12 protein-coding genes are annotated in these 12272 nt (G+C 68.4%); 5 read left to right on the forward strand and 7 right to left on the reverse strand.

Annotation, left to right across the window (positions count from 1 at the left end):
- Positions 1 to 4 precede the first annotated feature (4 nt).
- Entirely contained in the window at positions 5 to 1966 is a 1962-nt protein-coding gene (locus CJZ82_RS04355) for a chloride channel protein (protein WP_094554551.1), read from the forward strand.
- Positions 1967 to 1968: 2 nt separating this feature from the next.
- Here the strand turns inward: CJZ82_RS04355 and CJZ82_RS04360 are convergent, their stop codons facing one another.
- From CJZ82_RS04360 to CJZ82_RS17680, 4 genes are all read right to left on the reverse strand, one after another.
- Positions 1969 to 2628 carry a L,D-transpeptidase gene (locus CJZ82_RS04360; protein ID WP_198949656.1) on the reverse strand — a complete coding sequence of 220 codons (660 nt, stop codon included), beginning with the start codon at positions 2626 to 2628 and terminating at the stop codon, positions 1969 to 1971.
- Between the two features lie 47 nt (positions 2629 to 2675).
- Positions 2676 to 3263 carry an inorganic diphosphatase gene (locus CJZ82_RS04365; RefSeq protein ID WP_094554552.1) on the reverse strand — a complete coding sequence of 196 codons (588 nt, stop codon included), beginning with the start codon at positions 3261 to 3263 and terminating at the stop codon, positions 2676 to 2678.
- 66 nt (positions 3264 to 3329) lie between these two features.
- Complete coding sequence (locus CJZ82_RS04370; protein WP_094554553.1) at positions 3330 to 4868, reverse strand: carboxypeptidase M32; 1539 nt, start codon at positions 4866 to 4868, stop codon at positions 3330 to 3332.
- A gap of 42 nt (positions 4869 to 4910) precedes the next feature.
- Complete coding sequence (locus CJZ82_RS17680; protein WP_143593534.1) at positions 4911 to 5333, reverse strand: OsmC family protein; 423 nt, start codon at positions 5331 to 5333, stop codon at positions 4911 to 4913.
- A gap of 81 nt (positions 5334 to 5414) precedes the next feature.
- On the opposite strand from CJZ82_RS17680, the gene CJZ82_RS04375 reads away from it, so the two are divergent.
- Complete coding sequence (locus CJZ82_RS04375; protein WP_158218483.1) at positions 5415 to 6128, forward strand: response regulator transcription factor; 714 nt, start codon at positions 5415 to 5417, stop codon at positions 6126 to 6128.
- Between the two features lie 25 nt (positions 6129 to 6153).
- On the opposite strand, the gene CJZ82_RS04380 is transcribed toward CJZ82_RS04375, so the two are convergent.
- On the reverse strand, positions 6154 to 6426 hold the full coding sequence (locus tag CJZ82_RS04380; RefSeq protein WP_369820017.1) for a hypothetical protein: 273 nt from the start codon (positions 6424 to 6426) through the stop codon (positions 6154 to 6156).
- A gap of 143 nt (positions 6427 to 6569) precedes the next feature.
- Between CJZ82_RS04380 and CJZ82_RS04385 the strand changes: the two genes are divergently transcribed.
- Positions 6570 to 7022, forward strand: coding sequence for a secondary thiamine-phosphate synthase enzyme YjbQ (locus CJZ82_RS04385; protein ID WP_094554555.1), 453 nt, complete (start codon positions 6570 to 6572; stop codon positions 7020 to 7022).
- Here the strand turns inward: CJZ82_RS04385 and CJZ82_RS04390 are convergent.
- On the reverse strand, positions 6904 to 8688 hold the full coding sequence (locus CJZ82_RS04390; protein ID WP_158218484.1) for a bifunctional aminoglycoside phosphotransferase/ATP-binding protein: 1785 nt from the start codon (positions 8686 to 8688) through the stop codon (positions 6904 to 6906). The genes CJZ82_RS04385 and CJZ82_RS04390 overlap by 119 nt on opposite strands.
- Before the next feature lie 73 nt (positions 8689 to 8761).
- Between CJZ82_RS04390 and CJZ82_RS04395 the strand changes: the two genes are divergently transcribed.
- Together CJZ82_RS04395 and CJZ82_RS04400 are read left to right on the forward strand one after the other, a co-directional pair.
- The gene (locus CJZ82_RS04395; RefSeq protein ID WP_094554557.1) at positions 8762 to 9799 is read left to right on the forward strand and encodes an extracellular solute-binding protein; all 1038 of its coding nucleotides are present in this window, start codon (positions 8762 to 8764) and stop codon (positions 9797 to 9799) included.
- A complete protein-coding gene (locus CJZ82_RS04400; protein WP_094554558.1) occupies positions 9796 to 11340 on the forward strand; it encodes an iron ABC transporter permease in 1545 nt (514 codons plus the stop codon). Before CJZ82_RS04395 ends, CJZ82_RS04400 begins: the two co-directional genes overlap by 4 nt.
- A 17-nt stretch (positions 11341 to 11357) precedes the next feature.
- On the opposite strand, the gene CJZ82_RS04405 is transcribed toward CJZ82_RS04400, so the two are convergent.
- Positions 11358 to 12251: an esterase-like activity of phytase family protein gene (locus CJZ82_RS04405; protein ID WP_233130043.1), complete on the reverse strand. Its 894-nt coding sequence runs from the start codon at positions 12249 to 12251 to the stop codon at positions 11358 to 11360.
- Between the last annotated feature and the right edge of the window lie 21 nt (positions 12252 to 12272).

Raw genomic sequence — 12272 nt, forward strand, 5'->3', positions numbered from 1 at the left:
CCCGATGCCTGAGACAGGCTCAGCCGCGCCTCTGGAGGGCGACACCCGCGGGCTTCCCTTTCAGTGGAGCCTGCTGGCCTGGGCCGCGCTGGTGGGGATCCTCACCGGGGTGGCCGTTGTGGGCTTCCACTACCTGCTGGGATTCATCAACAATTTTCTGTTCGGGACCCTGGTGGAGTGGGTGCTCGATCTGGTGAGTTCTCAGCAGCTCGATACCACCACAGTGGAGGTGTTCACCGCGCCGGATCCCGACTCCGGCACACCCCTGAAGGCTCTGCTGCAGCTGGGTCTGGGAGGGGTTGGCTTTCTGCCGCCGCCGCCGCCGCCCCTGCCGGAGCCCACCCCCCTGCCACCGGTCGGACCCAGCGGTTGGCTGGCTTCCTGGCCCGTGGTCATCGCTCCCCTACTCGGCGGCGTGGCGGTGGGGCTGTTGCGCCAGGTGGGCCGCGACCTGGGTCCCAGCCTGCCCAGCCTGATGGCGATGGCCGACGGGGGGGCTCCTGCCCTGCCGCGCCTGCCCGGACTGCGGCTGGTGGCCGCCTCCCTGAGTCTGGGCAGTGGCGCTTCGCTGGGCCCTGAGGGGCCGAGCGTGGAGAGCGGCGGCAACCTTGGCCTGTGGGTGGCGCTGCGGGGGCGACTACCGCCCGAATCCCAGAAGGCCCTGGTGGCCGCGGGCGTGGCGGCGGGGCTGGCGGCCGGCTTCAAGGCCCCGATCGCCGGGGTGTTCTTTGCCTTCGAAGGGGCTTACAGCGCAATTCCCGGGCGACCCAGTCTGCGGGCGGTGCTGGTGGCGGCGGTGGCGTCTTCGCTGGTCACCCAGCTGTGCCTGGGTGATGAGCCGATCTTCCGCCTGCCGGTCTATGAGGTTCGCTCACCCCTGGAGTTGCCGCTTTACCTGGGACTGGGGTTGGTGGCCAGCCTGATGTCGTGGGCGTTGGTGAGTCTGCTGGCGGCCGGGCGCAGTGAGCCGGTGCAACAACGGTTCGCCCGTCTGCCCCTGTGGCTGCTCAATGGGCTCGGCGGCCTGGGCGTGGGTGTGATGGCCCTTGGCTTCCCCCAGGTGCTAGGAGTGGGCTACGACACGATCGAGGCCCTGCTCGGCAGCGAGGGGGGGGTGGCACTCACCACCCTGGCGGCCCTGCTGGTGGTGAAGCTGCTGGCCACAGGCCTCAGCAATGCCACGGGTTTCGTGGGCGGCGGCTTTGCACCGGCCCTGTTTCTGGGGGCAGTGCTGGGCAATCTTTACGGCCAGCTGCTGGGGGACAGCGGCTTCGGTCTGCCGGTGGCGGAACCGCCGGCCTACGCCATGGTGGGCATGGCGGCCGTGCTTGCCGGCAGTGCCAGAGCACCGCTGACGGCACTGCTGTTGCTGTTCGAGCTCACCCACGACATTCGCATCGTGCTGCCGTTGATGGCGGCCGCCGGCCTCAGCGCCGTGCTGGTGGAACGCTGGCAGGGACTGGCTGACCCGGGAATGCTGGGGCCGGATCCCGCCGAGGAGGAACGGCGACAAGGGCTGGCTGCCCTGCCGGTGATCGAGGCGCTGGAGGCGGAATCCCCGCTGGTACTCAAGGCAAGTACCCCGGCCAGGGCGGCCCTGGGCCAGCTGATCGAAGCCCACGGCCACTGCCTGGTGGTGGAGCGCGATGGCTGGGTGATCGGTGTGGTGACCCTGATCGATCTGCAACGGGCGATCAGCGCCGGCCACGGGGGTGAAGGGTTGCCGCTGGAGGAGTGCCGCCGCTCCGATCTGCTCTGGCTGCCGGCTCAGGCGAATCTCGCCCAGCTGGAGGACCAGCTGGTGCCCAATGGGCTGCGCCAGGTGCCGGTTTTCGACCTCGACGGTCCTGGGCTGGCCCAGTTACCCGCCGGCTTGCCGAACAGCGGCTTGCCGGCTCATGCCCTGCTGGGCCTGGCCAGCCGGGATGGCATGGCCAGGGCCCTCGCCCGCAAACTTCGGATCTGAAATCAGCGCACCACCACCACGGGCGTGCCCACCTCCACCATCTCGAACAGCTTGTGGACGTCAGCGCGATGCATCCGCACACAGCCATGGGTGACGGCAGCCCTTGAACTCACAGCCCAGCCCCAGGCAGCAGGAGTGCCATGGATACCGAACTGGTCCTTGGTGGTGGAGTGGAAGCCGATCCAACGGTCGCCAAGGGGTCCATCCGGACCGATGACGCCCTTCTTCTGGCCCGACTTGGTGCTGACGTACTGGGGATTGACCACCTTGTTGGTCACATTGAAGGTGCCGGTGGGTGTGGGGGTAGCGGGATCACCGATCGCCACCGGCCAGGGGCCATAGACCTTGCCGTCGCGCTCGAGGCGGATCTCCCGCTTGCCCAGTGCCAGCAGGATCCTGGAGGTATTGACCGGAGCCGCCTGGGGGGCAGCCGGAGCAGCTCCCGGAGCCAGGGAAGGAACGGGGGGTGGATCATTCTGGAGCACTGCTGCAGGGCTGCCGATCGCCGGAGCGCTGGGGATCGGAGCGGTGGGAGTGATGATGCCGCCGCTGTTGGCGAGAGCCACGGAGGAGCCGGCGACCCAGAGGGTGGCGAAACCGGTGAACAGGCCTGCTGCAACCCGGGCGGGAGCCAGCGATGAACGGGGGATGGTAAAGCGCATGCGGTTGATCGAAGCTATGGACAGAAAAGGCGACCGTAGGGGGCGGTTCAGTTCACCAGTTTGGCGTCAATCTGCTCGAGATAGCGTGCCTCGCACTCCTTGATGATCCGAACAGCCTCCTGGGTGTTGAGAAAGCCATTGACTTTGCAGGTGCCGGGCTTTTTCAGATCCTTGTAGTGCTCCCAGTAGTACTGGGTTTCCTTGAGCCAGTGGGCGCCGAGCTGCTCGTAGCTGGTGATGTGATCCATGCGCTTGTCATCGGCCAGCACGGCGATCACCTTGTCGTCCACCTCACCGCCGTCATCGAAGGTCATGATGCCGATGATTCGAGCCTCCACCAGGCTGCCGGGCACCAGCGGTTCGGTGACGCCCACGATCTCGATGTCGAGCGGATCGCCGTCCTCGTCCCAGGTGCGGGGGATACAGCCGTAGGCGAAGGGGTAGGAGAGCGAGGAGTAGCCCACCCGATCGAGCTTGAGATGGCCGGTTTCGGTGATCAGCTCGTATTTATTGATGGTCATCGAGTTGAGCTCGACGATCGCATTCAGCCGCAGTTCCTCTTCATCGGCGAACGCTGGCAGCACATGCAGCAGGTTGAGCATGGTGCGGCTGGGGGCGTGGTCGATGTTCGCCATGGGGCGTCGCGAAGCGGCTGCGGCGGCATCTTACGGACGCCGGGCTGAGCGGAAGCCACGCCTGACTCAGGGGGTCTCCAGCAGCCGGTCGACCTTGCCGCTCAGATAACGCAGGAACGGGCTGGCGCTCAGGGGCGCCCCGGTGACCTGGGCCACCAGCTCCTCTCCATTCACCGAGCGACCCAGCGGCCAGACGTTCTCAGCCAGCCAGCGCTGAAGCCGTGATTCCTCGCCGGCGCCCACCGCCGTTTCGATCGGCCCGAGCTGGCGCTCCATCGACTCGGCCAGCTGGGCACTGATCAGGTGGCCCAGGGCATAGGAGGGGAAATAGCCGAACAGGCCTTCGGCCCAGTGGATGTCCTGCAGGCAACCCTCGGCATCCCGCTGGGGCCTGATCCCCAGCAGCTCGCCCATGCGCCGGTTCCACTGCTCGGGCAGCTCCGACACCGGCAAGCCCTGCTCCACCAGGGCCAGCTCCAGCTCGAAGCGGAGCACGATGTGCAGTCCATAGGTGAGCTCGTCGGCTTCCACCCGGATCAGCCCCGGCCGCATCGGGTTGAGCCCTCGCCAGAAGGAATGGCTGCCACCCCAGGGATCACTGCCCAGTGCCCCGCTGAAGCGGGTGTGCCAGCGGCTGGCAAAGGCCTGGCTGCGCGCCACCCGGCACTCCCAGAACAACGACTGCGACTCATGGACCCCCATCGAGGTGGCCTCTCCCAGGGGCCAGGGGAAGTAGTGGTCGTCGCCGCGGGGCAGCCCCTGTTCATAGAGGGAGTGGCCCCATTCATGGGCGGTGGCCAGGAAAGCGGAAAAGGGTTGATCCGGCACCACCCGGCTGGTGATGCGGTAGTCGGCCGGGCCCAGGGTGCAGGAGAAGGGGTGGGCCGAGCGCGAGCGCTGGCAGCGGCTGGGGTCGTAGCCCCAGCTGTCGAGCAGCTCGGCGCAGAGGGTCTCCTGCAGCTCCTCCGGGATGGCGGCGGCTGGGGCCGAGGGCCCGGCCGCAGCAGCAGGCGGTGAGGCCCGCACCCGCTCCAGCAGTGGCGGGATCCCTTCAGAGAGGGGCGTGAACAGCTCCTGGAGGCGGTCCTTGCTGACATCGGGCTCGAAGGGCTGGGCCAGGATCTCCCAGGGGCTGCGCCCGGCTGGCTCGATCGGCGCCAGCTGGGCGGCCTGCTCACGACGCAGCTGCAGCAGCTCCTCGAGCGCCGGGGCAAAGACCGCGAAGTCATTGCTGCGCCGGGCCTCCTGCCAGACGGCATTGCCCCGGGACTGGGCTACGGCAAGGCGGGCCACCAGCTGGGGATCCAGGCTGCGCTGCCGCTCCAGTTCCTGCCTCAGCAGCTGCAGATTCCGCCGCGTGGAGGCGGGGGCGGAGTGATCAAGCTCGGCCTCGGCCGCTGCCACCAGGCCCGTGTAGGTCTCGCTGCTCTGCCGCTCATGCAGCTGGCTCGCCAGCAGGGACAGCTGCTTACCCCGCCAGTCGGCGCCAGCCGGTGGCATCACGGTGTTCTGGTCGTAGTAGAGCGCGCTGCTGATGGAACCCAGGAGCCGGGTCTGATGCAGATGCTCACGGAGGCGCACAAGGGCCTGACCCGGCTGGGGCATGGGACGGGAGCAGGGTGACGGGTCCAAGCATGGCGCTGAGCATCAACCAGCCGTTGGCCTGAGCGTCTCCCAGTGCAGGTCCATCGCCACCGAGCCCTCGAGGCTGCGTTTCACCGGGCAACCCTCGGCAGCGCGCTGCAGCAGACGGATCTGATCATCGTCCAGGCCTGCCGGCAGGGACACCCAGACCGTGAGCCGCTCGATCTGGCGGACTCCGGCGTTGGTCATCGTTTTCTCCACCCGGGCCGTGCAGCCCTGAAGCGGGATGGTGTGGCGTTCCGCCACGATGCCCATGATCGTCAGGATGCAGGTGGCCAGGGCTGTGGCCACCAGGTCGGTGGGCGAGAACCGTTCCCCCAGCCCCTGGTTGTCCGTGGGGGCATCGGTGCTGAGATCCGAGCCCGATGGACCATGGCTGGCCGTGCAGCGCAGTGCCCCCTCGTACTGGCACAGGATCGTGGTCATCGATTCCGGGGCGGCTGGATCACTTCCCCAGCATCCTGTGATTCTGACGGCGCGCCGTTACGACTGAAAACGAGGGGAAGCATGGACTCGGGCGGATTCATTGAGCGGCAGGTGCAGTCGCGCCGTGAGGTGATGGCCATGCTGGAGAGCAGGAGCCTGATGGTGGTCAGCGGCCGCCGGCTGGTGATCTCTCTGCTCACCGGGGTGATCGCCGATCGCTGTCAGTGGTTCGGCTCCGCCACCAGTGAAGCTGAGGCGCTGGAGCTGTTGAGCGAGCGGCAGCCGGACTTGCTGTTCGTGACCCACCCTTTGCGTCCCGGCAGCGGCCTCGAGCTGGTTCGCCGTGCCAAGGCTCTGCATCCGACACTGCCCTGCCTGCTGCTGCTGGAAGAGGAATCCCCGCCGCTGGTGCGCGCCGCCTTGGAGGTCCACTGCGACGGCATCTGCGCCGATCGGGGCGTGGGATTCGGCAATCTGGTGGCGGCCACCAGGGCCGTGCTCGGCGGCGGCTTCTACATGGACCCCCAACTGAGGGATCTGCTCACCCAGGCCAGCCGCACCAGCCATGCTCCGGCGGGGCCGGGCCTGAGTGAGCGGGAACAGGAGCTGCTTGAGCTGGTGGTGCGGGGATATCAGAATCCCCAGATCGCATCCCGGTTGCACATTTCGGTGGAAACGGTTCGCAGTCATCTGAAATCAGCGTTTCAGAAGCTGGGAGCCGCGGGACGCACCCAGGCGGCGGTGATGGCGGTCTGTCAGGGGCTGGTGAGCTGGCACCTGGATGAGCTTCCCTGATCCGAACCGGCCCACTTCAATCGGCTTACTTGCGCCGGCAGTAGCCACCGCCCACATTCATCCAGCCAGAGGGGCAGGCCTCGCCGTTGCTGGGAGCCACCGAATAGGTGGTGACCCCGAGGGTGCTGCACTTGCCGTTGAAGAGATCGACATAGCCGAGTGGACACATGTCCCTGAGTTTGGGCACCACTTTCTGGGCCTGGGCCGGGACCTCCATGCACGCGATCGTCAGCGGGATGGCGAGGCTCAACAGCAGCAACCGATGAAGCCAGCGTGAGGGAGGCGGGGCTGGGGACATCGGTGCGGGGCTGGAAACTCAGCATGAGCCTAGGTTTGATGGGCTTTGTGAGGGGTCCAGCGAGCGGCTGTCTCTGCAACAAGACGCGACTCAGATGCAACAGCCCTGCAACCCGCTGTCCTCTTTTGCCCCCTTCAACCCTGATGCTGCGTCAGCACCTCGACCGGCTTGAGCTCGCCACCACTGGGGAGGGCTTCCATGACCTGACGGCCCAGCTCGGGACCTGCCTGGCGGCCACCGGCCTGCAGCTGGGGGTGTTGCACCTGAGCGTGCTTCACACAAGCTGCAGCCTCACCATCAACGAGAACGCCGATCCGCGGGTGCTGCTCGATCTGGCCGCCTATCTGAGAGCGCTGGTGCCCGAGGAAGGCGTGCGTCCGATCAGCGGGGCAGGCCCTCTGCGCGCCTGGGTCCACGACGACGAAGGGGCCGATGACATGCCGGCCCACATCCGCACCGCCCTGACCGCCACCAGCCTCAGCCTGTCCTTCGAGCGGGGCCGCTTGCTGATCGGGACCTGGCAGGCGATTTACCTGTGGGAACACCGTCGCCGTCCCCACCGGCGCCAGTTGTGCGCCCACTGGATCGGCAGTTGAGCTCGGCTCCAGCAGCTCGATCCCAGCACTCCCATAGCTCCATCAGCACGCCTGTCTCGTCGAGGTCGTCGTGGGAGTGGACCACCAGGCGGCGCAGCTTCTCGGCGGAGCTGAGCGGTTCGGCCGTGAGCTGCTGCTCCAGCAGCACCGCCAGGTCGGCGTCACTGGGGTCGTCATCCAGGCGCTCGCGCCGCTCCAGCCGCTGCTGCAGCAGGGCCTGATCGGCCCGCACCTCCAGCAGCAGGGGCACCGCCCCCAGGCGCCGGGCCAGCTGGGTGGCCCGCTCCCGGCTGCCGGCCCTCAGGTGGGTGGCATCGAGCAGCACCCATCGACCCTTCCGCAGGCTGGCCTCGGCAGCGGCGAGCAGGGCGTCTTCCGTGCGTTGGTGGGCCTCGGGGCTGTAAATGGTGTGGCGCTGCTCGCCGCTGGGGCGCTGCAGGGGAGTCAGGCCGTAAAGGCGCTTGCGGATCAGGTCGCTGCGCTGGTGATCCGCGAGGAGCCAGGGGGCGAGGCTGGCGCCCAGGTGGCTCTTGCCGCTGCCCGACACCCCATGGAGCAGGATCAGGGCCGGCGGCCCCAGCCCACAGCCGACGTAGGCCAGGGCCAGGCTCAGGTAACGGCGCGCCATCGCCCTGGCGGCCTGGCGCTGCTGGGCGGGGATCTCCTGCTCGCCGCTGGTAGCCGCTTCCACCTTCGCTCTGACATGGGCGCGGTAGGAGCAGAAAAGCTGGAGCACAGCCGGCTCGATCGCCTCTCCATAGCCGGCCAAAAGGGCCTCGACGCGCTCGCCATGACCGGCCGCCTGCAGGTCCATCACCAGAAAGGCCAGATCCGAGGCCCGGTCCACCTGGCGCAGATCGGCGTTGAACTCCACCCCATCCACCACCGCCAGCTGCGGCTCCAGCAGCACGTGCTCCAGGCGCAGATCACCGTGGCCATCCACCGCCTGCCCCGCCGCCAAGCGCTGGCGCAGACGGTTCCTGCAGCGGCGCAGGGCCAGGGCCAGACCGCTCACCAGCAGCCCATGCACCCCTGCGGGAAACAGCTCCGGCACCGAGCGGCGGGTGGCGCGCACGTTGTTGCGCAGCACCGCCGCGAAACGCCTCTCGGCACCGAAGGCCAGCTCAGCTGCCAGGGGGTGCTGATCGTGAAAACGGGCGATGAACTGCCCCAGTTGCTGGAGCTGCGTGTCGCTGACGCGATCGGCCGCCAGGCGGGCCGCCAGGGTGGCGCCGGCGGCGAAGCGGTGCATCACCACCACGTGCTCACCCCCCTCCAGCTCCTCGCCAACGGCAGCGATTCGCACCTCACCGCTGGCGAGCTGGAGCACGGCAGCCACACCAAGATAGAGATCGGGCGCCAGGCGGCTGTTGAGGCGCACCTCCTCGCGGCACCAGTGCAAGCGTCGCTCGGCGCTGCCGTAGTCGAGCAGACCCCAGAAGCGCAGGGGCTTCTTGAGCTTGAAGGCACGGCGACTGGTGAGAAAGATCACGCTGATGTGGGTCTGGATCAGCTCCACGCGGCGTTGATCGGCCGGCTCCTCCCCCCAGGCCTCGTCGGGGTAGGCCCCGGGACGGGAGAGGGCGCTGATCAGGGCGGCGAGCTCCAGCGGCGTTGATGAGCTGGGATCTGAGCCTGGTGAAAGATCGGGGGTAGCGGATGTCACATCAGGTGGAAGCAATTGAACGCAGTGCCGCCCGCCTGGCTCCGTACGTTGCCTGGACGACATGTCTTCGTCCGTGACCCAGCATCGCCCCCCCCGGCTCCGGTTCCGGGCACTCGCCCTTGGCGCTGCTATGGGGCTGGCCTTGCTGACGGGCTGCAGCAACGCCCGTAAACAGGAGGTCAATGTCTATTCGGGGCGTCACTACAACACCGACAAGGAGCTCTACAAGCAGTTCACGGCCCAGACCGGCATCAAGGTGAACCTGCTGGAGGGGAAGGACGATGAACTGATCGTGCGTCTCAAGAGTGAAGGGTCGGGCAGCCCCGCCGATGTGCTCGTGCTGGTGGATGCCGCCCGCATTCAGAGGGCCCGCCAGGAGGAGCTGTTCCAGCCGATCCGCTCCGAGGCCCTCAACCGCGACGTGCCCGCCAACCTGCGCGATCCCGCCGGCAACTGGTTCGCCCTCACCCGCCGGGCCCGCCCGATCATGGTGAATCCGGCCCTGGTGGACCCGGCCAGCCTGGGAACCTACGCCGATCTGGCCAGGCCGGAGCTGAAGGGCAAGCTCTGCCTGCGCAACCGCGCCAGTGTCTACAACCAGTCGCTGGTGGCCGACATCCTCCAGCAGAAGGGTGCCGCCACCACCAGAACCTGGCTGCAGGGCCTGGTGGCCAATGTGAAAGCACCCTTCTTCACCAGCGACACGCCGATGCTGCGGGCGCTTGGCCGGGGTGAATGCGGCGTGACGGTCGCCAATCAGTACTACCTGGCGAGGATGCTCTCGGATGAGGCCAAGCCGGAGGACCGGGCCCTGGCGCAGAAGATCAAGGTGGTCTTCCCCAGGCCCACCCACGTGAACATCACCGCGGCCGGTGTCACCCGCCATGCCCGCCACAAGGAGGCCGCCACCAAGCTGATTGAATTTCTGGTCTCCCCCAGCTCCGGCAAGGGCTACGCGGCCGCCAACAACGAATACCCCCTGAAGGGATTCGGCGATAACCCGATCCTCAACAGCTTCGGCCGCTTCGAGCCATCGCCTGTGAGTGCCGACCAGCTGGCCCGGGGCAACCGTGAGGCCAGTGCGCTGATGGTGGAAACAGGCTGGAAGTGACCCTGCTCGCCCCCAGGCCGCTTCCGCGCGTCACCCCCTCCAGCCGGCCAGTGCTCACCGCCGTGGTGGTGGTGATCGGTGTGTTCGCCCTGCTGCCGCTGGCGGCCTTGCTGCTCGACGCCGCCTTCCAGCCGGCCATGGCGGGGGGACTGGGACTGGGGTTCGACGGCGGCGAGCAGATCCGCGGCACCCTGGTGCTGGTGCTGGGGGAAGGGGTCTGCGGGGCGGTACTGGGTACCGCCATCGGCTGGCTCACAGCCGCGTGCCGCTTCCCTGGCCGGCGCTGGCTGCGGATCGCCCAGCTGCTGCCGCTCGCCTTTCCGGCCTATCTGCTGGCCGCCAGCCTGATCGACTGGGGCAGCAGCCACGGTCTGCGCATCCACGGCATGGGCTGGGCGGTGCTGCTGCTCAGCCTGGCCAACTACACCTATGTCTTCCTGCTGAGCACCGAGAGTTTCTCGATCACCGGTGGCCAGCTGCTGGAGGCCAGCCGCAGCCTGGGGGTAGGCCCCTGGCAGGCGTTCCGCCGCGTGGCCCTGCCGATCGCCCTGCCGGCGATCGGTGCCGGGGTGGCCCTGAGCGCGATGGAGGTGGTGAATGAGCTGGGGGCGGTACGGCTGCTCGGGGTACCGAGCCTCTCGGCGGGCATCCTCGATCGCTGGCAGGTGGAGGGCGATCCCCGAGGGGCCGCGCTGCTGTCGCTGATCGCGCTGGCGATCGTGGTGCTGCTGGTGGCCGCCGAGCGCTCCTTGCGCCAGCGCAGCCGCCGCTGGAATCTCGGCCATGCCAACGCGGTGGCCCAGGCCTATGTGCTCAGCGGCTGGCGCGCCCTGCTGGCCCAGCTGGTCGCAGCGCTGCCGCCCCTGCTGGCGCTGGCCATTCCCCTTGTGTGGGTGGCGGAGGGCTGGCGCAATCTGCTGCTGGAGCCGCTCGCTGAGCAGCTCACCCTGGCCGGACGCAGCCTCGCTCTGGCCCTCTTGGCCACCCTGCTCACAGCGGTGGCGGCCTTGCTGCTGTCGATCATCCGGCGCTGGAGCCCCCAGCTGGTGGTGCGCCAGCTCAGTTTTCTGGCGGGGATGGGCTACGCCGTTCCGGGCAGCGTGATGGCCCTGGGGCTGATGCTGATCGGTGGCCCCTGGGCACTCAGCCCGCTGCTGCTGCTGATCTGGGGCTACGGGGTGCGCTTCATGGCCGTGTCGAAGCAGGGCCTCGATGCCGGCCTGGAGCGCATCCCCCCCAGCATCGATGAATCGGCCACCAGCCTGGGCTGCAGCTGGACCCAGGTGCTCAGGCGGGTGCACCTGCCGCTGCTGCGCGGGCCGGTGCTGGTGGGGGCGCTGATGGTGTTCGTGGATGTGGTGAAGGAGCTGCCGCTGACGCTCTCCCTGCGCCCCTTCGATTTCGACACCCTGGCCGTGCGCGTGTTCCAGTACGCCAGTGATGAGCGGGTGGGGGCGGCGATGGCGCCGGCCCTGGTGATCATGGCCCTGGGAGTGGTGGCCTCACTGGCCCTGATCCCCACCCTCGAGAGCCGCGACTGAGCCGGTGCTGCTGGGAATTACTTGCTGTTGCTGCTGCAGCCGGCCTGCCGGCGCGGGGCGAGGCGGGCCAGGCGGTTGGCCTGGAGTGGATTGAAGTTGTCGTCGCTCACCAGAAGCAGGGTGGGACGGCCATCGGACAGGGGAGCCCCCAGGGCCAGTCCCTCCCAGTTGTCTGGGGGCAGACCGGCGGCCAGCAGATCCCAGCGCGCCAGCGGCGCCTGCAACAACCCCTCCGGGCCAGGCGGGGAAAAATGCAACAGCTGGGTCCACCAGCTGGCGGGCGGCTCGAAGCCCCGCACCAGACCCAGCAGCCCACCGCCCGGGGGAGCGAACAACTCGGTGAGCCCCCAGTAGGGGGCGGGCAACAGCAGCTGCAGGGAACCCACGGGCCGGAAGCCCCCTGGTCCGTGCTCCAGCAGACGCAGCTGATCGGGGGGATCCTGCAGCAAGGGGCGCTCGGCCGCCAGCAGCAGGGTGAGGGGTGAGCCCGGCAGACGGGTGAGCGATTCGGGCCCTTGATTGACAGCCAGGCCCTGGCCGGGGGCGGCTCTCCATGGCTGGGGCAGAGGCAGAGCCTGGAGCAGGTGGCCGCTGCGCCGATCGAAGCGCAGCAGCTGGGCGGGGCGATCGGCGCTGCGGCGCTCCTCCGTCACGATCCAGAGGTCGTTGCCCTCCAGCACCAGGCCCTCGGCATCGAGGGGGGCCGGGAAGGGTTTGCCCGTGGCGTTGCGCAGGGGCAGACGCTCACCCAGGCGCAGGGGTCGCCTGCCAAGAGCGTCCAGATCCCAGATCGGAACCAGCTCGGGTTCGTCGCGGTCGCTCAGCAGCCAGAGGCGCCCATCGCGGGGATCACTGGCAATGGCGGAAAAGCCCCCGAGGCTGCGGCCATCGCGGCCTTTGGCAGGAAGCACGCCGTGGGCCACCAGCTCCCA

The organism is Synechococcus sp. 1G10 (genome assembly GCF_002252625.1).
Classification (GTDB): Bacteria; Cyanobacteriota; Cyanobacteriia; order PCC-6307; family Cyanobiaceae; genus Regnicoccus_A.